Source organism: Psychromarinibacter halotolerans (assembly GCF_029168315.1).
In the GTDB taxonomy this organism is placed as follows: Bacteria; Pseudomonadota; Alphaproteobacteria; order Rhodobacterales; family Rhodobacteraceae; genus Psychromarinibacter; species Psychromarinibacter halotolerans.
The window spans coordinates 12,742-33,252 of sequence record NZ_JARGYD010000005.1; the positions used below are offsets into that span (position 1 = coordinate 12,742).

General features: G+C 67.2%; 17 protein-coding genes. 11 read left to right on the forward strand and 6 right to left on the reverse strand.

Annotated features, from left to right (window positions below; translation table 11 throughout):
* Window positions 1-74: 74 nt before the first annotated feature.
* Both rpsE and rpmD read left to right on the forward strand, forming a co-directional pair.
* Window positions 75-653, forward strand: coding sequence for a 30S ribosomal protein S5 (gene rpsE, locus P1K30_RS13760; protein WP_275633328.1), 579 nt, complete (start codon window positions 75-77; stop codon window positions 651-653).
* Between the two features lie 3 nt (window positions 654-656).
* Window positions 657-845 (forward strand): 50S ribosomal protein L30, encoded by a 189-nt coding sequence (rpmD, locus tag P1K30_RS13765; protein WP_172296337.1) that lies wholly within the window; start codon window positions 657-659, stop codon window positions 843-845.
* Window positions 846-958: 113 nt separating this feature from the next.
* Here rpmD and P1K30_RS13770 read toward each other — a convergent pair whose 3' ends face one another.
* On the reverse strand, window positions 959-1,642 hold the full coding sequence (locus P1K30_RS13770; RefSeq protein ID WP_275633329.1) for a hypothetical protein: 684 nt from the start codon (window positions 1,640-1,642) through the stop codon (window positions 959-961).
* A 317-nt stretch (window positions 1,643-1,959) separates the two neighbouring features.
* Between P1K30_RS13770 and P1K30_RS13775 the strand changes: the two genes are divergently transcribed.
* The 4 genes from P1K30_RS13775 (at window position 1,960) to P1K30_RS13790 (ending at window position 5,571) form a co-directional block, all read left to right on the forward strand.
* Complete coding sequence (locus P1K30_RS13775) at window positions 1,960-2,661, forward strand: intradiol ring-cleavage dioxygenase (protein WP_275633330.1); 702 nt, start codon at window positions 1,960-1,962, stop codon at window positions 2,659-2,661.
* Window positions 2,662-2,914: 253 nt separating this feature from the next.
* Window positions 2,915-3,388: a 50S ribosomal protein L15 gene (gene rplO, locus P1K30_RS13780; RefSeq protein ID WP_275633331.1), complete on the forward strand. Its 474-nt coding sequence runs from the start codon at window positions 2,915-2,917 to the stop codon at window positions 3,386-3,388.
* 100 nt (window positions 3,389-3,488) lie between these two features.
* Entirely contained in the window at window positions 3,489-4,844 is a 1,356-nt protein-coding gene (gene secY / locus P1K30_RS13785) for a preprotein translocase subunit SecY (protein ID WP_275633332.1), read from the forward strand.
* A gap of 73 nt (window positions 4,845-4,917) precedes the next feature.
* Window positions 4,918-5,571: an adenylate kinase gene (locus P1K30_RS13790; RefSeq protein WP_275633333.1), complete on the forward strand. Its 654-nt coding sequence runs from the start codon at window positions 4,918-4,920 to the stop codon at window positions 5,569-5,571.
* Window positions 5,572-5,825: 254 nt separating this feature from the next.
* On the opposite strand, the gene rimO is transcribed toward P1K30_RS13790, so the two are convergent.
* From rimO to P1K30_RS13805, 3 genes are read right to left on the reverse strand one after another with little or no spacing between them, the layout of a single operon-like run.
* Window positions 5,826-7,196: a 30S ribosomal protein S12 methylthiotransferase RimO gene (gene rimO / locus P1K30_RS13795; RefSeq protein ID WP_275633334.1), complete on the reverse strand. Its 1,371-nt coding sequence runs from the start codon at window positions 7,194-7,196 to the stop codon at window positions 5,826-5,828.
* Between the two features lie 39 nt (window positions 7,197-7,235).
* Window positions 7,236-8,849 carry a hypothetical protein gene (locus P1K30_RS13800; RefSeq protein WP_275633335.1) on the reverse strand — a complete coding sequence of 538 codons (1,614 nt, stop codon included), beginning with the start codon at window positions 8,847-8,849 and terminating at the stop codon, window positions 7,236-7,238.
* A gap of 7 nt (window positions 8,850-8,856) precedes the next feature.
* Window positions 8,857-10,767: a BTAD domain-containing putative transcriptional regulator gene (locus P1K30_RS13805; protein ID WP_275633336.1), complete on the reverse strand. Its 1,911-nt coding sequence runs from the start codon at window positions 10,765-10,767 to the stop codon at window positions 8,857-8,859.
* Between the two features lie 123 nt (window positions 10,768-10,890).
* Here P1K30_RS13805 and P1K30_RS13810 point away from each other — a divergent pair, with 123 nt between their 5' ends.
* Both P1K30_RS13810 and P1K30_RS13815 read left to right on the forward strand, forming a co-directional pair.
* Complete coding sequence (locus P1K30_RS13810) at window positions 10,891-11,097, forward strand: hypothetical protein (RefSeq protein ID WP_275633337.1); 207 nt, start codon at window positions 10,891-10,893, stop codon at window positions 11,095-11,097.
* A 115-nt stretch (window positions 11,098-11,212) separates the two neighbouring features.
* Complete coding sequence (locus P1K30_RS13815) at window positions 11,213-13,198, forward strand: AsmA family protein (protein ID WP_275633338.1); 1,986 nt, start codon at window positions 11,213-11,215, stop codon at window positions 13,196-13,198.
* A gap of 78 nt (window positions 13,199-13,276) precedes the next feature.
* On the opposite strand, the gene P1K30_RS13820 is transcribed toward P1K30_RS13815, so the two are convergent.
* Window positions 13,277-13,852, reverse strand: a complete 576-nt coding sequence (locus tag P1K30_RS13820) for a GcrA family cell cycle regulator (protein ID WP_275633339.1) — start codon at window positions 13,850-13,852, stop codon at window positions 13,277-13,279.
* Window positions 13,853-14,248: 396 nt separating this feature from the next.
* Between P1K30_RS13820 and P1K30_RS13825 the strand changes: the two genes are divergently transcribed.
* The 3 genes from P1K30_RS13825 to gndA all read left to right on the forward strand — a co-directional run bounded on the left by P1K30_RS13825 (window position 14,249) and on the right by gndA (window position 17,958).
* A complete protein-coding gene (locus P1K30_RS13825) occupies window positions 14,249-15,439 on the forward strand; it encodes an aspartate aminotransferase family protein (RefSeq protein WP_275633340.1) in 1,191 nt (396 codons plus the stop codon).
* Between the two features lie 71 nt (window positions 15,440-15,510).
* Window positions 15,511-16,437: an ornithine carbamoyltransferase gene (gene argF, locus P1K30_RS13830; protein ID WP_275633341.1), complete on the forward strand. Its 927-nt coding sequence runs from the start codon at window positions 15,511-15,513 to the stop codon at window positions 16,435-16,437.
* A 108-nt stretch (window positions 16,438-16,545) separates the two neighbouring features.
* Window positions 16,546-17,958: an NADP-dependent phosphogluconate dehydrogenase gene (gene gndA / locus P1K30_RS13835; RefSeq protein ID WP_275633342.1), complete on the forward strand. Its 1,413-nt coding sequence runs from the start codon at window positions 16,546-16,548 to the stop codon at window positions 17,956-17,958.
* Between the two features lie 138 nt (window positions 17,959-18,096).
* On the opposite strand, the gene hrpB is transcribed toward gndA, so the two are convergent.
* Window positions 18,097-20,508, reverse strand: coding sequence for an ATP-dependent helicase HrpB (gene hrpB, locus P1K30_RS13840; RefSeq protein ID WP_275633343.1), 2,412 nt, complete (start codon window positions 20,506-20,508; stop codon window positions 18,097-18,099).
* Window positions 20,509-20,511 lie beyond the last annotated feature (3 nt).

Genomic DNA, 20,511 nt, shown 5'->3' on the forward strand with positions numbered 1-20,511 from the left:
GATGATCCGGGGGCCATCGGCTCACTTGGATTGGACATCACCGGCGCCCGGTGCGCCACGTAATAGGAGGCCGCATGGCCAGAGAACCCAACAACCGGGGCAACCGTCGCGACCGCGATGAAGCGCCGGAATTCGCCGACCGCCTAGTCGCGATCAACCGCGTTTCGAAAACCGTCAAAGGCGGTAAGCGTTTCGGTTTTGCCGCGCTCGTCGTCGTGGGCGACCAGAAGGGCCGCGTCGGCTTTGGCAAAGGTAAGGCCAAGGAGGTCCCCGAGGCCATCCGCAAGGCGACCGAGCAAGCCAAGCGCCAAATGATCCGCGTGCCGCTGCGCGAAGGCCGCACCCTGCACCATGACGTCTTCGGCCGTCACGGCGCTGGCCGCGTCGTCATGCGCACCGCGCCCGCCGGTACTGGTATCATCGCCGGTGGTCCGATGCGCGCCGTGTTCGAGATGCTGGGCGTTCAGGACGTCGTCGCCAAGTCGATCGGCACCCAGAACCCCTACAACATGATCCGTGCGACCATCGACGGGCTGCGGAGCGAATCCAGCCCCCGTCAGGTCGCGCAGCGCCGCGGCAAGAAAGTGGCCGACATCCTGCCCAAGCGGGACGACGTGCCTCAGGAATCGTCGCAAGTCGCCGAGGAGGCGTAAGTCATGGCCAAGACCATCGTCGTCAAACAGATCGGCTCGCCGATCCGCCGCCCCGAAATTCAGCGCAAGACGCTGATCGGGCTGGGCCTGAACAAGATGCACAAGACTCGGGAACTGGAAGACACCCCCGCGATCCGCGGTATGGTTGCCAAGATCCCCCATCTTGTGGAGATCGTCGAAGAGCGCGGCTAAGCCGACCTTCGCTGTCTGACAAAACAAAACGCCGCGGTTCGTCCGCGGCGTTTTTCGTTTCAGAAGCTTGTCGGTGTTGGCAAGCCGGGGCGGGTTTGATCCCGCCCGCCGGATCAGGGCTGGCGGTTGCCCTCGGACGGCACTGCCGCCTGCCGCCCCTTGATGAACATGCGTTCCACGTAGGCCAGCGGGTGGGTGGGGTGCAGGCGCACCCGACCGCGCAGCGGCGATCGCAGATAGGCTTTCACGTCCGGCTCGCGTCGGCGCATGGTCGTGCGGTCCCCGCGTGCGTCGTGCAGGACATCGGTTGACGCAACTGGCCGCCGCAATGCGGTCCGCCAGCGAACCAGCGCTGCCGCCTGACGCACGGCCTGCGCGGGCACGGACCAGTCGGACGTGTCGTCGCGCGGCAGCGCGTCGGCGAATGCCACGACGCTGGCGCACCGTTCCAGATCGACGAACCCGTCGGGGTCGTGTTTGTACGCGTTCTTCCGCAGCCCGTCCCGCAATGCCGCCGGGACCGACAACATGGCGTCGCGCATCCGGCGCTCTGCCTCGGTCGAAGCGGGTTCCGACAGTTCGGCGACGGGGAACATCTGGTACAGGTACACCGCCGACACCAGCGACAGGGCAGGGTGCGCCGCCATCGTCAGCAGCACCTTCTGCTGGCCCTCGTCCTGCAAGGCCCAGTCGCGCGTTTGCGCCACGGCGTTCAGGTGAGCGGGATCAGCCGCCGTCACGGCGGTCATCTGGACCCACCAGTCGTCATTTTCGTTGATCGTCCAGCCTTCTGACATGGTCGACTCCGCCTTGTTACATGCGGAACGAAACATTGGAATGAGACGGAGAAGGGGCGGTTTCAAAGCGATTCCCGAGCAAGTTGCGAAATATGGGCGTTCCGTCGCGTCAAAAATGCGCTCCGCGACGATCAATGCAGGCGGTAAAGCACCAGACACCGGGGGCTGCAATCGGCTCGGGCTGCGACCGCGCGCCGCGATTGGCGTTAAGCTCGGATCTGGACTGAAACTTGGTGGCTGTCGCGCATGACCGGCGACGGAATTGCCAACGCCGTCCGTTGAACCAGATCAAGACCACGAAACCGAAAGGAACGGTCATGTCCCCGACCAAACCCGTCACTCGCCGCGCTGCCCTTGTCGGCATCGCTGTCACGGCCACCGGCACGATGCTGCCCCGCGCATCCCTTGCGCAAGCCGCACCCGACCTGCTGTCGGACACCGATGTGTGCGCGATCATGCCCGAGGTCACCGAAGGTCCCTATTATCTGGACGAGGCGCTTGTCCGCCGGGATATCCGAGAAGACCGCGATGGCGTTCCCGTTCTTCTGCGGATGCAGGTGGTCGACGCGTCCTGCACGCCTTTGCCCGGCGCCAGGGTCGATGTCTGGCATTGCGACGCGCAGGGGGTCTATTCTTCGTTCGGCGGCGCCGAGGCGGGCCAGTCCAGCGCGACCGGCGAGACGTTTCTGCGCGGAACGCAAAGGGCAGACGCGACCGGGCTGGTCGAGTTCGATACGATCTATCCCGGTTGGTATCGCGGCCGCACCACACACATTCATTTCAAGGTGTGGCTGGACGACGCGAACGTGCTGACCGGGCAGATCTTCTTTCCCGACGACCTTTCAGAGGCCCTTTATGCGAACGCCGCGCCCTATGGCCGTGACCGGGCGCGCGATACCATGAACGCAGCCGACAGGATCGCACAGCGGGCCGGTCGCGCGGCCGTCGCCGACGTGTCGGAGCAGGCCGAGGGGTACGTTGTGCAGTTGATCGTGGGCGTCAGCCTCGACGCCGCATAGCACGATGCCGGGTGGCGGAGGCATCGCAGCCGCCCCCGCGCAGGCCGCACCCACGGGCAGAATTCAACCGATTGAACGGCGGGACGCCGGTGCCAAGCCGCGACGCGCTGCGACGGCTGCGCCCCTTGATCGCCCCACAGATCCCGTCTATACGCCTCCGGTGGTCCCGAGGGGGCCCGAATCCGACACTCTATGAAACGCCGAGGTCGGCCCATCCGTCGCTGGGGGCCGCATCCGGCAAGGAGAAGCGACAATGAAACTGAACGAACTCCGGGACAATCCCGGCGCGAACAAAAAGCGCATGCGTGTGGGCCGTGGCCCCGGCTCTGGCAAAGGCAAGACGGCCGGCCGTGGTATCAAGGGTCAAAAGTCCCGTTCGGGTGTGGCGATCAAAGGGTACGAGGGCGGCCAGATGCCGTTGTACCAGCGCCTGCCGAAGCGCGGCTTCAACAAGCCGAACCGCAAGAAATTCGCCGTCGTGAACCTTGGCCTGATCGCCAAGTTCATCGAAGCCGGCAAGATCGACGCGAAATCCGCGATCACCGAGGACGTGCTGGTCGAAAGCGGCCTTGTCCGCCGCAAGCTGGACGGTGTCCGCGTGCTGGCCAAGGGTGACTTCGACACGAAGGTGACCCTCGAGGTGACCGGCGCGTCGAAATCGGCGGTCGAAGCGGTCGAGAAGGCCGGCGGCTCGCTGACCGTCAAAACCCCGGCAGCGGCCGAGTAAGTGGTTGTGAGCGCCGTCACTGGCGCTTACATCGCTATCTGTGTTTCCAAGCGCCGCCCCGGGAGACCGTGAGGCGGCGCATCTTTGAGAGAGATCGCGCATGGCATCGGCAGTCGAGCAAATGGCCGCGAACATGAGCTGGTCGTCCTTTGGTAAGGCGACCGAGCTCCGGCAGCGGATTTTCTTCACCATCGGTCTGCTGATCGTCTACCGGCTTGGGACCTACATCCCGGTGCCCGGCATCGATGGCAACGCGCTGCGCGAGTTCATGGAACAGGCGACCGCCGGTCTTGGTGGCGTCCTGAACATGTTCACCGGCGGCGCGATCAGCCGCATGGGCATCTTCGCCCTCGGCATCATGCCCTACATCTCGGCCTCGATCATCGTTCAGCTGCTGGCGGCAATGGTGCCGGCGCTGGAGCAGATGAAGAAAGAGGGCGAGCAGGGCCGCAAGAAACTGAACCAGTGGACGCGCTACGGCACCGTCGCGCTGGCGCTGTTCCAGGGCTATGGCCTTGCCGTTTCGCTGGAAGCGGGCGATCTGGCCACCAACCCGGGCTGGTATTTCCGCGCCGCGACGGTGATCACGCTGGTCGGCGGCACCATGTTCCTGATGTGGCTGGGTGAACAGATCACCGCACGCGGCATCGGCAACGGTATCTCGCTGATCATCTTCGTGGGCATCGTGGCCGAGATCCCGACCGCGCTGGCACAGTTCTTCGCCTCGGGCCGCTCCGGCGCCCTGAGCCCGGCAGTGATCGTGGGCGTGATCGTCATGGTGGTCGCGGTGATCGCCTTCGTGGTGTTCATGGAACGATCACTCAGGAAGATCCACATCCAGTATCCGCGCCGTCAGGCCGGGATGAAGATGTACGAAGGCGGGTCGTCCCACCTGCCGATCAAGGTCAACCCGGCGGGCGTCATCCCGGCGATCTTCGCCTCGTCGCTGCTGCTGCTGCCGACCACGATCTCGACCTTCTCGGGCAGCCAGACCGGCCCCGTGATGTCGACGATCCTGGCCTACTTCGGCCCCGGCCAGCCGCTGTACCTTGTGTTCTTCGCGGCGATGATCGTGTTCTTCACGTTCTTCTATACGTTCAATGTCTCGTTCAAGACGGACGACGTGGCCGAGAACCTGCAAAAGCAGAACGGCTTCGTTCCCGGCATCCGTCCCGGCAAGAAGACCGAGGAATACCTCGACTACGTGGTGACGCGGGTTCTGGTCCTTGGCGCGGCCTACCTTACGGCGGTCTGCCTTCTGCCCGAGATCCTGCGCTCGCAGTTCACGATCCCCTTCTACTTCGGCGGCACCTCGGTGCTGATCGTGGTGTCGGTGTCGATGGACACGGTGCAGCAGATCCAGTCGCATCTTCTGGCGCACCAGTACGAAGACCTGATCGAGAAATCCCAGCTTCGCGGGAAACGCCGCCCGAAAAAGGGTCCGGCACGGCGCTGAAACGAGCGCACTAATTTGGAGAGGAGACGGCGCGGGACAGCTCCCGCGCCGAAAGCTTAGGGGACAGTCCAAGATGAACATCATTCTGCTCGGCCCGCCGGGCGCCGGCAAGGGAACCCAGGCCCGTATCCTGGTCGAGAAACGCGGCATGGTTCAGCTGTCGACCGGCGACATGCTTCGCGAAGCGCGCACCTCCGGCACGGAGATGGGCAAGAAGGTCGCCGAGGTGATGGACCGTGGCGATCTGGTGACCGATGAGATCGTGATCGGCCTGATCCGCGAAAAGCTCGAATCCGGCGAGTCCGGCGGCGGCTTCATCTTCGACGGCTTCCCCCGCACGCTGGCACAGGCCGACGCGCTCGAGGCGCTGATGGCCGACATGGGCGAGACGCTGAACTGCGTGATCGAACTGCGCGTCCGCGACGAGGCGCTGGTCGCCCGCATCGTCGGCCGCTCGACTTGCGGCACCTGCGGCGAGGTCTACCACGACCAGACTAAGCCGATCCCGGCCGACGGCAAGTGCACCAAGTGCGGCGGCACAGAATTCAAGCGCCGTGCGGACGATAACGAGGAAAGCCTCAAGACGCGGCTGCTGGCCTATTACAAGCAGACCTCGCCGCTGCTTGGCTACTACCACGCCAAGGGCAAGCTGCAGCGCGTGGACGGTCTGGCCGACGTTGACGTGATCGCCGCATCTGTCGGCGTCATTCTGGACAAGTCCGCCTAGTCGGACACTCGTCTACGGATTAAGGGGCGTGCGTCACGGACACCGTGACCGCGCCCTTTTTCGTTTCGGCACATGTAATCCGGAGTCAAAGCAGTAAGGGGCGCTGCCCCTCTGCGCCTGCGGCGCATTCACCCCGGGATACTTGAGGACCAAAGAGGGCCCGTTTGAAGATCTTTGGTCCTCAAGTATCCCGGGGAGCGCGAGGGGCTGGCCCCTCGCCTGCGCAACGGAAGACACCGTCCCGTCGGCGGGTTTCAGGCGAGGCGGCCCCAAAGGTCGTATTCGCCGGCTTCATCCACCTCGACGGTAACGATGTCGCCCGCGGACAGGCCCTCGAAACCTTCGTCGATGAACAGGTTGCCGTCGATTTCGGGCGCGTCGTGCATGGTCCGGCAGGTGGCCGCGTCTTCTTCGACAAGGTCGACGATGACCTGCATCCGTTTGCCGACTTTCGCTTCCAGCCGCGCCTCCGAGATCGCCTGCGCCTTCTTCATGAACCGGTCCCAGCGGTCTTGTTTGACCTCTTCGGGGACATGGTCGGGCAGCGCGTTGGACCGGGCGCCGTCGACGTTCTCGTATTTGAAGCAGCCGACACGGTCGAGCTGGGCCTCGTCCAGCCAGTCCAGCAGGGTCTGGAACTCGGCCTCGGTCTCGCCGGGGTAGCCGACGATGAAGGTCGAGCGCAGGGCAAGGTCGGGGCAGGCGGCGCGCCACGCGGCGATTTCGTCCAGCGTGCGGGCGGCGGCGGCGGGGCGGGCCATGCGCCGCAGGGTGTCCGGGTGAGCGTGCTGGAACGGGATGTCGAGGTACGGCAGCACGCCGCCCGTCGCCATCAGGTCGGTCATCATCGGGACAAGTTCGCGGACGTGCGGGTAGGGATAGACGTAATGCAGCCGCACCCACGCGCCCAGTTGGCCAAGGTCCCGCGCCAGCGACAGGATCGGCGCCTTTTCGTCGCGGTCCTTCCAGTCGGTGCCGTAGGCCGAGGTGTCCTGGCTGATCACCAGCAACTCGCGCACGCCGGCTTCGACCAGTTTCTCGGCCTCGCGCAGCACCGCCTTGTGCGGGCGCGACGCGAGTTTGCCGCGCATGTCGGGGATGATGCAGAACTTGCAGGCGTGATTGCAGCCTTCCGAGATCTTCAGATAGCTGTAGTGCCGGGGCGTCAGCGAAATCCCGGTCGACGGCAGCAGGTCCACGAAGGGATCGGGCGCGGGCGGCACCGCGCCGTGCACCGCGTCCAGCACCTGCTCGTACTGATGCGGGCCCGTCACCGCCAGCACCTTGGGATGCGCGCCGGTGATGTACTCGGGTTCCGCACCAAGGCAGCCGGTCACGATGACCCGCCCGTTCTCGGCCAGCGCCTCGCCGATCGCGTCGAGGCTTTCGGCCTTCGCGCTGTCGAGAAAGCCGCAGGTGTTCACGATGACCGCGTCCGCCCCGCCGTAGTCGGCAGAGATGCCATAGCCCTCGGCCCGCAGGCGGGTGAGGATGCGCTCGCTGTCGACCAGCGCCTTGGGGCAGCCCAACGAGACCATGCCGATGGTCGGCTGGCCGTCGCGGCGGGTCTCGGAAATGCGGGCGCGCGCCAGGTCGGGGCGCAGGTCGGGAGGATTCTGGGACATGCGCGCGATATAGGGCCTAAGCGGCGCTGACGGAAGCGGTCATTCGGGTATGCCGGCTGCGTGAAGCGCGCTGAAATAGTCGTCGTTGAAATGGGTGGCGATCGGGGGCAGCCCCGCCTTGAGGTAGCGGATCGTCAGGTGCGGAAGGTGTGCCATCAGCCGGGCGGCTGCGGTGCGGGCGGCGACCATGCGGCCCAAGCGGACATTCGCGACGGCCACCATGCGCAAGGGCCAGTAGACGCCGGGAAACCGCAGCAGCCCGGCTTCGATCATGTGCAGACCTTCGGTCGGGTCCTCGCTCCAGCGGTAATGGGTCGCGGCGCGGCCAAACACGATCTGGTGCAGGAACGGATCGAGCGGGGACAGGCGTTCTGCCCTGTCGAAGGTTTCAAGCGCCGCGTCGACCTCGCCGGTGTACTGATGCATCCATCCCTTGCGGATCAACGCCCATGCGTTCGACGGATCGAGGTCCAGCGCCCGCGTGATATAGGTTTCTGCCAGCTTCCGGTCGTCGCCAGCCTGCCCGTAGACCCCGCCGATCGCGGTCAGGGTCGGGGCGTGGTCCCCCACCAGTTCGGCAGCTCTGTCAGCCAGCGCGAAAGCCGTGGCCCGTTCGGCGGCGGGCTCCCTGGCCCACATGTAAACGGCCTGCTGGGCATGCGCCCAGCCCTTCAGGGCTAGCGCGTATGCAAACTCTGGCTCGCGGTCGACCGCCGTGCCCAGCAGGTCGATTGCGCGAAGATTGTCCTCGGGGCGCAGTGTCCAGAAATGCGGCAGCGCGGTCAGCATCAGGTCGTACGCGGTGCGGTCCGCCGGGGGGCGTGCGCCGGCGCGGTCGATCTCTGCCAGCCGCAGGTTCGGCGCAAGCTGGCCGGCCACCTGCGCGGCGATCCGGTCCTGCAGGTCGAACAGGTCGTCCAGCCGGTCGTCGAACCGGGCTGACCACAAGGTGCGCCCGTTTGTCCCGGACACAAGTTGCACCGAGATTCGCACCCGGTCAGCCGCGCGTCGGATCGAGCCTTCCACAAGGTAGGTCGCACCAAGCGTCTCGGCTGCCATCCGCGCGTCGACCGGCCCCGGACCAAGGGCGAAGGCCGACTGCCGCGCCACGACGTCGAATTCGCGCACGCGCCCGAGGGCGCCGGTGATCTCCTCGACCACACCGTCCGCGAACATGTCTTCGGGTGGCACGCCGATCTCGGTGAAAGGCAGCACCGCCAGGGCGGGGCGGGACGCGCGCGGTGGCTTGGCGTCGGCGGGCGCCGGGGGCAGGTCTTCGTGCGCGGAACGCTCTGCCCTCAGCCAATCCTCGAAACCCTCGGACGGCAGGTCGAAGCCCTGCAGGAAGGTGCCGGGACCCTCCACGACGCGGATCAGCCCCGGGTCCAGCCAGACGGCCTGCCGGTCCGCCTGAACCGCGCCCTCTGGCAGGCGCTGGCGCAGCGTGGTGAGTTCCTGTCGTAGCGAAGCGCGGGCCTGTGCCTCCGCCCTGTCGGACCAGAGCAAGTCGGCCAGCAGCCCGCGCTCGGCCCGCATGTCCGGCTGGCGGGCAAGGAAGGCCAGCAGACCCTGTCCGCGCCGGGACAGGGAAGGGACGATCTCGCCGTCGCTGGTCACCCGGAACGGACCGTGCAGATGAAGGCACAGGGTCACCGCACTTTCATCCTTCCGGAAGCCCAAGGCGACGCAGCGCGTCGACGTAATCCGGCTGGAAGTCGCGTGCCGCGGGCGGGATGCAGTCCAGCAGGTAGCGGGCGGTCAGGTGCGGGTAGTGGTCCAGCAGCTTGGCCAGCGCGGCATCCGAATCCGCCTCGCGGCCCATCAGCTTGTAGATGCCAGCCAGCACCCGATAGACCCATGTGCATCCGGGATTCGCGTGCATACCCTCGTGGATCAGGCGGACGGCCTCGTCATAGCGGCCCAGCACGCGCACGGCGACGGCCTGTCCGAAAAAGATGTTGAACCGGAACGGGTCCAGTGGGCTCAGGTCCTCGGCCCGGTCGAACACGTCGAGCGCGTCGGCGGCACGGTCGATGTAGGTGTACAGCCAGCCGCGCCGCATCAGGCCCCACGCGTTGTTCGGGTCCAGCGTCAGCGCGCGGTCCAGAAGCCGTTCCGCCAGCCGCGTCTCGGCAGAGGACAGGGTGAAGGCGGCGCCGATGGCAACCAGCGACGGCGCATGATCCCCCACCCGGTCAAGCGCGGCGCGGGCGGTGGCGATGGCGGTGCGGTGATCGGTGTCGGGATCGTCCGACCACATGTACGACGGCTTTTGCGCCAGCGCCCATGCCTTGTAGGCCAGCGCGGGGCCGTAGTCCGGGTCGCGGGCCAGCGCCGCGTTCAACAGGTCTACGGCGCGGGCGTTCTCGGCCTTCTGGTGCGCCCAGAAGTGGGGCAGCGCGGTCAGGACCAGATCGTAGGCCGACCTGTCCTCGGGGCGGAAACTGCGGGCGCGCAGGATCTCGGCGTGGCGCAGGCTGGGGGCCAACTGCCCCGCGACATGCGCCGCGATGCGGTCCTGCAGGTCGAACAGGTCGTCCATCCGGTCGTCGTAGCGTTCGGACCACAGGGTTTCGCCGGTCTCGCCCCCGACCAGTTGCACCGCGATCCGCACCCGGTCGCCGGACCGCCGTACCGACCCTTCCACAAGATAGTCCGCCCGAAGCCGGCGCGCGGTGTCTTGCACGTCCAGCGCCTTGCCCTTCAGCGCAAAGGCGGACTGGCGGGCGATGACGCGGAACGCCTGCACCCGGCTGAGCGCGCCGGTGATCTCTTCGACGACGCCATCGGCGAACATGTCACCGGCGCCGCTGCTGAGTTCGTCGAAGGGCAGGACGGCGATGGCGGGCTCGCGTCCCGCGGGTCGGGCCGTGGCCGGGGTGGCGTCGGTCATGCCGTCCACCAGCGCCTGCAAGCCCTCAGGAACCTTTATGCCGTATTCCGTGTGCTGCCGTTCCGCAAAACGCCGGAAGGCCGCGTGCGCGGTCGACCGGTCGCCCCCGGCGGTCACGGCCTCGATCAGAAGGCGGACCGCCGTTTCGTTGTCCGGCGCGTGGTCCAGCGCGCGGGACGCACAGGCCTGCGCCGCCGGGCCGTCACCGGCCGCCAGCGTCTGCCGGGCCTCGATCAGTGCGGCAGCGGCAAGGTCGTCGGCCCGTCGCGCCCGCGCGTCGCGTAGCCAGTCCTCGAACGGGCCGGAACTGATCGCCACACCGTCCAGCAACACCGCGCCCGGGGGCGGCGGGGCGATCGTGGCGCCGACAAGCCGAACGACGTCGCGATCCGCGATAAGGGTGCCCTCGGGCAGCGTTTTGCGCAGCGCCGACAGTTCCTGCCGCAGCGAGCCGCGCGCCTGCGTTTCGGCGCGGTCGCCCCACAGCAGCGTCGCCAGCGTCTCGCGCGGGGCGCGGCTGTCCGGCGACAGGGCAAGGATGGCCAGCATGGCACGGCCGCGCGCCGACAGGCCGTTTACCGGCGCGCCGGTGGAGTCCCGGGCTTCGAACGGCCCGTCGATCCGCAGTTCCAGCCTGTTTTCCATCTCGTGTCGCATCGTGAATCCCGGCGGGTTCATTTTTGACGCCCTTTTGACGGAAGACCACCCGGAAATCCGGTGGGCTTTGACGGCAGATAAACGGCGGGCTGCGACAGTGGATCCAACGAAGCCACCACGACACACCAAGAAGGAGTTGGAAAGATGACCACCCGGACCGCCACCACCGCCCGTTACGTTCCCCAAGTCACCCGCCGCAAGGGCCTGCTGGCTTGGCTGATGCAGCGCGACGCGCAGTACCGCGAAAACCAGAAGATGCGGCGCCTGACCCCCGAACAGCGGCGCGACATGGGCTTGCCGCCCAGCGACACCTCTCGGGCCGATACGGTCTTTCTGTCCGGCCAGTGGTGACAGCCGGGGCGGGCGGTGACGCTTTGCCGGTTTTCCGGCCCGCGCACCGCCCTGCTTGAGTGATACGCGCGCCCTGCCTATCCTGTGGGAAACAGGGCAGGCAGGGGCAGGATACATGCGTTGGATCGTCAGAATTGGACTGGCGCTGGTCGCCGTCTTGGCGCTGGGGCTGGGAGCGTTGGTTCTGTTTCCCACCGAACGCATCGCGCGGATCGCGACCGAACGGTTCGAGGCGGCGACGGGCCGCGAGATGACCATCGCGGGCGACATCCGCCCGTCGATCTACCCCGTCGTTGGCGTCTCGACCGGTCCTGTGACCATCGCGAACGCAGACTGGTCCGATGCCGGGCCGCTGCTGACGGCGGACGGTCTGTCGCTCGGCGTCGACTTGATGGCGCTGATCGGCGGGGACATCCACATCACCCATGTGGCCGCCGACGCGCCAGAGGTGTTGCTGGAGATCGCCGCTGACGGCCGTCGCAACTGGGATATGTCCGACCCGGTCACGGCAGAGGCCGCGCAGCCCGACGATGTGCCGGAGACGGTCGAAACGCCGGGCGGTCTGCCGGTCTTCGCGGTGGACGAAGCGCGGGTGACCGCCGGGCATGTCGTGTTCATCGACCATGCCGCCGGACGCCGGACCGAGGTCTCTGCAATCGACCTGACCGCCCACCTTCCCGATTTCGCGGGGGCCGCCGATGCGCAGGTCTCTGCGGTGATGAACGGGCAGCCGATCGGCGCCGAGGTGGCTGTGTCGCAGCTGTCCGCCTTTTTGCAGGCCGGTGCGGTGCCGGTCAGCGTGGCCGCGACCGTCGGCGGCAACAGCCTGTCGTTCGAGGGGCGCGGTGGCCTGTCGCCGGTGGCGGCGGGCGGGCGCCTAAGCGCGGATGTCGCGGCGATGACGGACCTGTTCGCGCTGCTGGACCAGCCCGCGCCCGCGATCCCCGAGGGGCTGGGTCGCCGGATCGCGCTGGACGCCGAAGTCACCGCGACGGATCAGGCCCGCCTGACCCTGCGCGACGGCACTTTGACGCTGGACGGAAACCGGCTGGCGGTCGAGGCGGACGTGGATCTTGCCGGGGCGAAGCCGAACATCGTGGGGCGGATTACAGGTGGGGCTTTGGATCTGTCGGCGCTTGGCGGCGGCAGCGATGGCGGCGGCGGTGGCGCGTCCGGGGATGGAGCGGCGACCGGCTGGCCGACCGACAGCATCGATGTCAGCGCGCTGCACACCGCGAACGCGGACATCTCGATGCAGGCCGAAAGCATCGACCTTGGGGTCGTGACGCTGGGCCGCACCAACCTGCGCACCACGCTGGCCGACGGTCGCGCCTTGACAGAGTTTCGCGAGCTTGGCGCCTATGGCGGCACCGTGGCGGGGGCCTTCGTGGTCAACGGCAACGGTGGGCTTTCGGTCCGTGCCAACCTGACCGGCGCTGGGCTGGCGCTGCAACCGCTGCTGGAACAGGCAGCGGACTATGACCGGCTGGACGCCCCGGCAGACTTCACGCTGAACCTTCTTGGTGTCGGCAACAGCGTCGACGCGCTGATGCGCAGCCTGTCCGGCGATGGCGCGCTGGGGCTGGGGCAGGGCGAACTGCGCGGGCTCGATATTGCCGGGATGGTGCGCAACATGGACGCCTCGTACGTGGGCGAGGGGCAGAAGACGATCTTCGACAGCGTCGCGATGACCTTCGCCATCGACGGCGGCGTCCTGCGCAATGACGACCTCGCGCTGGCTGCGCCGCTTCTGACCGCGACCGGAGAGGGCACCGTGGGGCTTGGCGAGCAGGTGCTCGACTATCGCCTGTTGCCGGTCCTGCTGGAACAGCAGACGGGGCAGGGGCTGCGCGTTCCGCTGATCATCTCGGGGCCGTGGGCCGATCCCCGGTTCCGGCTGGATCTTGAATCGCTTGTCGAACAGGAATTCGGGGACGAGATCGAGGAGCTCAAGACCCGCGCGGAGACCGTCGTGACCGACAAGATCAGCGAAGAACTCGGGGTCGAGGTCGACTCGCTCGACAACATCGAGGACACGCTGAAAGAGGAACTGACGAACCGCGCGGCGGGCGAGCTTCTGAAGCTGTTGGGTGGAAACTGACCGCGACCTGCACCGCGAGACAAAGAAAAACGCCGCCCCCGAAGGGCGGCGTTTCAACATTCAATCTGGCGATACGCCTTAGCGGCGACGGTCGCGGCGCGAGCTCATCGGCTGGAACGCGACGCTGACGTGGGCTTCGCAATAGGGTTTGCCCGCCTGCACGGACAGACCGCAGAACCAGAAATCATCGGTCGCCGGGTCGCCGATGGGCCATTTACAGGTCCGCTCGGTCAGTTCCATCAGGCTGATGCGCTTTGCCTTCTTCTCGATCTCGCGCACGTTGGCCAGCGTCTCGGGGCTGATCTCGTTCGCGGAAGGCTGCGGCGGCAAAGGCTGGCCCGCCGGGATGATCGCCTTGCGCGCCACCGGCGCGGGCTTTTCCGGTTCCGCCGCGGGGGCTGCGGCCTTCGCAGGCTCGGGCTTGGGCGCGGGCTTCGCGGGTTCGGCGCGGGGCGCGGGCTTTTCAGCCTCTGCCGGTTTCGCCTCTGCAGCTGCGCCGCCACCGCTGGCGCGGTTCGACAGGCCCAGACGGTGCACCTTGCCGATCACGGCATTGCGGGTGACGCCGCCCAGCTCTTTAGCAATCTGGCTGGCGCTCTGGCCTTCCGACCACATCTTCTTCAGAAGTTCCACGCGCTCGTCGGTCCAGGACATGTCCGGTTCCTCAATCTCTCACAACGGCTCATTCGCGCCGGGCACCTTGCCGCCCGGCCTGCGAAAGGCCGATTTTCATCTGGGTCTCCCTATTTTATGGATCATGGCAGCGGATACAAGGTCAGCTGCCATGTGCGGGCTGCAGTTGCGGCATTTTCCGCCGCATTCCGGCTGTTTTGCGCGGCCGGACACAACGGTCTTCCCTTCGCGGCGGTCCTGCGCTATCGACACCGCCATGATCGTACGCGCACATACGCTTCCCGCACGACGCCGACGCTAAGTCGCCGGCGAACGATCCCGCATGGCCTGCCGGACCATGCCCCACGACACCCCCTAAACATTGACAGCCTGCCGTCTATCCGGCACTTCAAAGGCTTCCATACAAGGACCATCGACATGATCCCGTCCGTTCTGCCGACTTACAACCGGGCCCCGCTTTCTTTCGTGAAGGGCGAGGGCAGCTGGCTGATCGACACCGAGGGGCGCCGATTCCTTGACCTTTGCGCCGGGATTGCAACCACGTCGCTGGGCCATGCGAACCCGGACCTTGTCGCCGCGCTGACCGAGCAGGCGAACGCCGTCTGGCACGTCTCGAACCTGTACACCATTCCGCAGCAGCAAAAGCTGGCGGACATGCTGGTCGAGAACACCTTCGCCGACACCGTGTTCTTCACCAACTCGGGCACCGAGGCCTGCGAACTGGCCGTGAAGATGGCGCGCAAGCATCAGCATGACGCGGGCCACCCGGAAAAGACGCAGATCCTGACCTTTACCGGCAACTTCCACGGCCGGTCTTCGGCCGCCATCGCCGCCTCGGGGACCGAGAAGATGGCGAAAGGCTTCGAGCCGCTGCTGCCCGGCTTCACCATCCTGCCGTTCGGCGATCTCGACGCGGTGAAGGCCGCCGCGAACGAAACGACCGCCGCCATCCTGATCGAGCCGATCCAAGGCGAAGGCGGCATCCGCCCGCTGCCCGACGATCAGCTGAAGGCTCTGCGCGAGATCTGCGACGCCACCGGCGCGCTGCTGATCTTCGACGAGGTGCAATGCGGCATGGGCCGGACCGGGCGCCTGTTCGCCCATGAATGGTCCGGCGTGACGCCTGACATCATGATGGTCGCCAAGGGCATCGGCGGGGGCTTTCCGCTGGGCGCCGTGATGGCCACCGAACATGCCGCGTCGGGCATGGTTGCGGGCACCCACGGGTCGACCTATGGCGGCAACCCGCTGGGCTGCGCCGTGGGCGCCAAGGTGATGGAAATCGTGACCTCTGACGGCTTCCTTGACGACGTGAACCGCAAGGCCGGGATGCTGCGCCAGAAGCTTGAAGGTCTGGTGGCCGCACACCCCGACGTGTTCGATCACGTCCGGGGGCAGGGCCTGATGCTGGGTCTTGTGTGCAAGCCCGCCGTGCAGGCCGCTGACGTGGTCAAGGCCGGGTATGCGCAAGAGATGCTGCTGGTCCCCGCCGCCGAGAACACCGTGCGCCTGCTGCCCGCGCTGACCATCGGCGACGACGAGCTTGCCGAAACGGTCACCCGCCTTGACCGCGCCGCCGCTTCTTTGGACATGACGCAACCCGCCTGACCCTTTCCACGGGCGAACCGGAAGAACGGCACCCCGGGCAACGGCCCGGGGATCGCCGCAAGGACCTGATGATGAAACATTTTCTAGACATTCACACCACCGACACCGATGACCTGCGGACGATCATCGACAGCGCGCAGGCGATGAAAACCGCGCGCAACGGCCGCCCCAAGGGAACGAAGGACGACGACCAGCCGCTGGCCGGTCAGATGGTCGCGCTGATCTTCGAAAAGCCGTCGACCCGGACGCGCATCTCGTTCGACGTGGGCGTGCGCCAGATGGGCGGCGAGACGATGGTGCTGTCGGGCGCCGACATGCAGCTGGGCCACGGCGAGACCATCGCCGATACCGCCCGCGTTCTGTCGCGCTACGTCGACCTGATCATGATCCGGACCTTCGAGGAAGCGACCCTGCTGGAGATGGCCGAGCATGCCGACGTGCCGGTGATCAACGGCCTGACCAACCGCACGCACCCCTGCCAGATCATGGCCGACGTGATGACCTTCGAAGAACACCGCGGCCCGATCGCAGACAAGAAGGTCGTGTGGTCCGGCGACGGCAACAACGTCTTCGCCTCGTTCGCCCATGCCGCCGGTCAGTTCGGCTTTGACCTGACCTTCACCGGCCCGGAAACGCTGGACCCGGAAAAGGCGTGGTTCGACTACTGCGCTGGCAAAGGCCGCCCGCTTACTGTCGAGCGTGACCCGGTCAAGGCGGTCACCGGCGCCGATCTGGTGGTGACCGACACGTGGGTGTCGATGCACGATCCCCAGTCCGCACGCGAGCGGCGGCACAACCAGCTGCGCCCCTATCAGGTGAACGAGGCGCTGATGAAACATGCCAAGGACGATGCGCTGTTCATGCACTGTCTGCCCGCTCACCGCGACGACGAGGCGACCAGCGCGGTGATGGACGGCCCGCATTCGGTCATCTTCGACGAGGCCGAGAACCGTCTGCATGCCCAGAAGGCGATCATGCGCTATTGTCTCGGCGTCTGAGCGCATAGCAGCCAGTCAAAGCCGCCGCGATTTCACGATCTCGGCGGCTTTTGCTTGTCTGTGCCGCCTGCGCGCATACGTTAGCGCCAGCAGGAATTGGAGACGACTATGGCAGAAGCACGCATCGGGCTCGTCGGGCTTGGAGTAATGGGCGCGAACCTCGCGCTGAATATCGCGGACAATGGCTTCCCCGTCGTCGTCCACAACCGCACGACCAGCGTGATCGACGATTTCATCGCGAACGCGGGCGATCTGGCGGACCGGCTGGTTCCGGCGCAGGACTATGCCCAGATGGCCGCCGCGCTAACGCCGCCCCGCGCGATCATCATCATGGTCAAGGCGGGCGGTCCGGTCGACGCGGTGATCGACGAACTGAAGCCGCATCTCGACAAGGGCGACATCATCATCGACGCGGGCAACGCCGACTTCAACGACACCCGCCGCCGCGAGGCGGACCTGAAGGACGAAGGTTATCGCTTTGTCGGCATGGGCGTGTCGGGCGGCGAGGAAGGCGCGCGGCACGGTCCGTCGATCATGGTCGGCGGCGCGCCCGAGGCTTATGCCGAACTGTCCGAGATCGTCGAAGCCATCGCCGCCAAATATCAGGACGTGCCCTGCGCCGCCCACATGGGCCCCGATGGCGCGGGCCACTTCGTGAAGACGGTGCACAACGGCATCGAATACGCCGACATGCAGATGATCGCCGAGATCTACGGCATCCTGCGCGACGGCGACGGCCGCTCGCCCGAGGCGATTGGAGAGATCTTTCACGAGTGGAACCAAGGTCCGCTTCAGTCCTACCTTGTCGAGATCACGGCCGAGGTGCTGCGGGCGACCGATCCGGAAACCGGGTCGCCGATGGTGGACATCATTCAGGACATGGCGGGTCAGAAGGGCACTGGCCGCTGGACCGTGATCGAGGCGCTGAAGCTTGGACAGTCGCCCTCGACCATCGAGGCCGCGGTGGCCGCGCGGTCTTGGTCCGCGGGCAAGCCGCTGCGCGAAACGGCAGAGGGGCTGCTAAAGGAACTTCCGGGCGCAGAGACCGCGCTGCCGCTGCTGGAGGGCGACCTTGAACGGGCGCTGCTGGCGGCGCGCATCATCGGCTACAGTCAGGGCTTCTCGTTGCTGCGCGCGGCGTCGGACGAGTTCGACTGGAACCTCGATCTGTCCTCGGCCGCCGAGATCTGGCGCGCGGGCTGCATCATCCGGTCGTCGCTTTTGGACGACATCGCCACCGCCTTCCGCGAGGATCTTCCGGGCGACACGCTGGTGCTGGCGCCGTCCTTCGTGCGGATGCTTAACGACGCGATCCCGGCGCTGCGCCGGGTGGTGTCGCAGTCGGCGATCAATGGCCTAGCGGTGCCCGCGCTGTCGTCGGCACTGGCCTATTACGACACGCTGCGCAAAGGCCGCGGAACCGCCGCCCTGATCCAGGGGCAGCGCGACTTCTTCGGCGCCCACGGGTTCGAGCGGACCGACAAGGACGGCACCGACTACCACGGGCCGTGGGGTCAGTAAGACCGCAGCCGCGCATCTGGACAGGAAAGGCCGCCCTTGGGCGGTCTTTTCATTTATCAGGCTCTTGATGCCGAATTTTACGGTCATTCCCGCAGATACGATTGCATATCGAACATCGGCGATGGGCCGGTTCGGCGGCTACTTGCGTGGCTTGGCCCGAAGGGTGGGGTCGGCTTGCGTCGGATCTTCGGGCCACGGATGCTTGGGATACTGGCCGCGCATATCCTTGCGCACGTCGGCGTAGCTGTTCGCCCAGAACCCCGGAAGATCGGTCGTCACCTGCACCGGGCGCCGGGCCGGGGACAGCAGCGTGACCCGCAGCGGAAGCCGTTCCGGCCCCACGGTCGGGTGCCGTGTGACGCCGAACATCTCCTGCAACCGTACCTCGATTCCCGGCACGCCCCCGGCGTAATCCACCGGCACCTTGCGGCCCAGCGGCGTCTCGAAATCCGAGGGGGCCAGTCGGTCGAGATCCTGCTGCTGAGCCCAGTCCAGCCGAGACAGAATGGCCGCCGACAGGTCCAGCCCCTCCAGTGACCGGCGGCCCAGCAGGTGCGGGTACAGCCAATCCCCTAACGCGGTCATCAGCCCGTCGTCGGAACAGTCAGGCAGGTCGGCGCCCTGCGCGCGCAGCAGTTCGATCCGCGATTGCAGCCTGCGCGCGCGGTCATTCCAAGGCAGCCCAACGTCCCGCGCGGCGTCCAGCAGGGCGCTGGCATAGGCCTCGGCGGGCGGGGTCTTCCAGACGCGGTCGTCCAGCACCAGCGCGCCGAACATTTCGTGCCGCCGCGCCTCGACCCGGCGGTGACGCTTGGACCAGCGGCAGACGTCGTGCCACGCGATCCGGTCAGAATAGAGGCTGCGCAGTTCCGCCTCGGTCAGGGCCACCGCCTGCCGGATCCGCGCTTCGCGCCCGCGCCCGTCAAGGTCGGTCGCGACGATCAGGCGGCTGCCCGCCAGCGGATCGGCCGCGTCCATCTGGGCGCCGGTGCCGCCCGACAGCAGCCAGCGCGGGTCGTCGCCAGGCCGCCGCAGCCCGACCCGGTCGGGATAGGCCAGCGCGGCCATCTCGGCGGGGGACAGGTCGCCGCCGGTGCCGCGCGCCAGCCGCGCCAGCCGCTTCGCCTCGGACGCGATCCGTTCCAGGCCAGGGTTGCCGCGCGGTCGCTTCAGGGCCGTCAGGCGCAGCGCCAGATCGCAGCCTTCGCCCCGCAGCGGGTCGCGTTCGTTCAACAGTGCGGCCATCTCCGCACCGGAAGGCCCCGCGGATTCCAGCATATGTGCAAGTCGCGGATGCAGCGGCAGCGCCGCCAGTCGACGCCCGTGTTCGGTGATCGACCCCGACGCATCCAGCGCGCCCAGATCGCGCAGCAGCGCCCGCGCCTCGTCCAGACCGCCTTCGGGCGGGGCGGTCAGCAACGCAAGATCGTCAGTGCCCGCCACGCCCCACAGCGCCAGTTCCAGCGCCAGACCGCACAGGTCGGCGGTCACGATCTCGGGCGGCGGGAAGGCCAGAAGGCCGCCTTCCTCGCCCTTGGTCCACAGCCGATAGCACACGCCGGGCGCAACCCGCCCGGCGCGACCGGCCCGCTGTGTCGCCTCGGCCCGCGTCACCCGCTCGGTCACCAGCCGAGACATGCCCCGGCCGGGATCGAACCGCGCGCGCCGGGCCTGCCCGCCATCGACCACCACGCGCACGTCCTGAATCGTCAGCGCGGTTTCGGCGATCGACGTCGCCAGCACCAGCTTGCGCCCCTCGGCCAGTGGCGAGACGGCGGCGCGCTGGGCCGTGAAGGGCAGGGCGCCGTACAGCGGCTGCACCCGGACGTGGCGGGGCAAGCGCCCGTCCAGCGCCGCCTGTACGCGCCGGATCTCGCCCTCTCCCGGAAGGAAGGCAAGGATGCCGCCCTTGGTCTCGGACGCCGCCTGCACCAGCAGGTCGGCCATCGCGGTATCGAACCAGACGCCCTTGGGCACGGGCTTGTCCAGCCAGCGCAGATCGACCGGAAAGGACCGCCCGTCCGAGGTCACGACCGGCGCGTCCAGCATCCGCGCCACCGGCTCGGCGTCCAGCGTGGCGGACATCACCAGCACCAGCATCTCGGGCCGCAACGCGCCGCGCACCTCCCATGCCAGCGCAAGGCCCAGATCCGCGTTCAGGCTGCGTTCGTGGAATTCGTCAAAGATCAGCGCCCCGATTCCGGTCAGTTCCGGGTCGGATTGCAGCATTCGTGTCAGGATGCCCTCGGTCACCACCTCGATCCGCGTGGTCTTCGACACCTTGGTGTCGCCCCGCATCCGGTAGCCGACGGTTTGTCCGACCTCTTCGCCCAGCACCTCGGCCATCCGCACCGCGGCACCGCGCGCGGCCAGCCTGCGGGGTTCCAACATCACGATGCGGCCCTCGGCGGGCAGGCCGGCCTCTAGCATCGCCAGCGGCACGCGCGTGGTCTTGCCCGCCCCGGGTGGCGCCTGCAGGACGGCAACGCCGGGCCCGCGAAGGGCGGTCAGCAGGTCCGGAACGGCGTCGTCGATCGGAAGGGCGGTCATCGG

Bases quoted from the DNA above. Each gene is read 5' to 3' on its own strand.
- P1K30_RS13770 (WP_275633329.1), bottom strand. From the start codon at position 1,642: ATGTCAGAAGGCTGGACGATCAACGAAAATGACGACTGGTGGGTCCAG.
- rpsE (WP_275633328.1), top strand. From the start codon at position 75: ATGGCCAGAGAACCCAACAACCGGGGCAACCGTCGCGACCGCGATGAA.
- P1K30_RS13775 (WP_275633330.1), top strand. From the start codon at position 1,960: ATGTCCCCGACCAAACCCGTCACTCGCCGCGCTGCCCTTGTCGGCATC.
- P1K30_RS13790 (WP_275633333.1), top strand. From the start codon at position 4,918: ATGAACATCATTCTGCTCGGCCCGCCGGGCGCCGGCAAGGGAACCCAG.
- P1K30_RS13815 (WP_275633338.1), top strand. From the start codon at position 11,213: ATGCGTTGGATCGTCAGAATTGGACTGGCGCTGGTCGCCGTCTTGGCG.
- gndA (WP_275633342.1), top strand. From the start codon at position 16,546: ATGGCAGAAGCACGCATCGGGCTCGTCGGGCTTGGAGTAATGGGCGCG.
- P1K30_RS13805 (WP_275633336.1), bottom strand. From the start codon at position 10,767: ATGAACCCGCCGGGATTCACGATGCGACACGAGATGGAAAACAGGCTG.
- rpmD (WP_172296337.1), top strand. From the start codon at position 657: ATGGCCAAGACCATCGTCGTCAAACAGATCGGCTCGCCGATCCGCCGC.
- P1K30_RS13820 (WP_275633339.1), bottom strand. From the start codon at position 13,852: ATGTCCTGGACCGACGAGCGCGTGGAACTTCTGAAGAAGATGTGGTCG.
- secY (WP_275633332.1), top strand. From the start codon at position 3,489: ATGGCATCGGCAGTCGAGCAAATGGCCGCGAACATGAGCTGGTCGTCC.
- rplO (WP_275633331.1), top strand. From the start codon at position 2,915: ATGAAACTGAACGAACTCCGGGACAATCCCGGCGCGAACAAAAAGCGC.
- rimO (WP_275633334.1), bottom strand. From the start codon at position 7,196: ATGTCCCAGAATCCTCCCGACCTGCGCCCCGACCTGGCGCGCGCCCGC.
- P1K30_RS13825 (WP_275633340.1), top strand. From the start codon at position 14,249: ATGATCCCGTCCGTTCTGCCGACTTACAACCGGGCCCCGCTTTCTTTC.
- hrpB (WP_275633343.1), bottom strand. From the start codon at position 20,508: ATGACCGCCCTTCCGATCGACGACGCCGTTCCGGACCTGCTGACCGCC.
- P1K30_RS13810 (WP_275633337.1), top strand. From the start codon at position 10,891: ATGACCACCCGGACCGCCACCACCGCCCGTTACGTTCCCCAAGTCACC.
- argF (WP_275633341.1), top strand. From the start codon at position 15,511: ATGAAACATTTTCTAGACATTCACACCACCGACACCGATGACCTGCGG.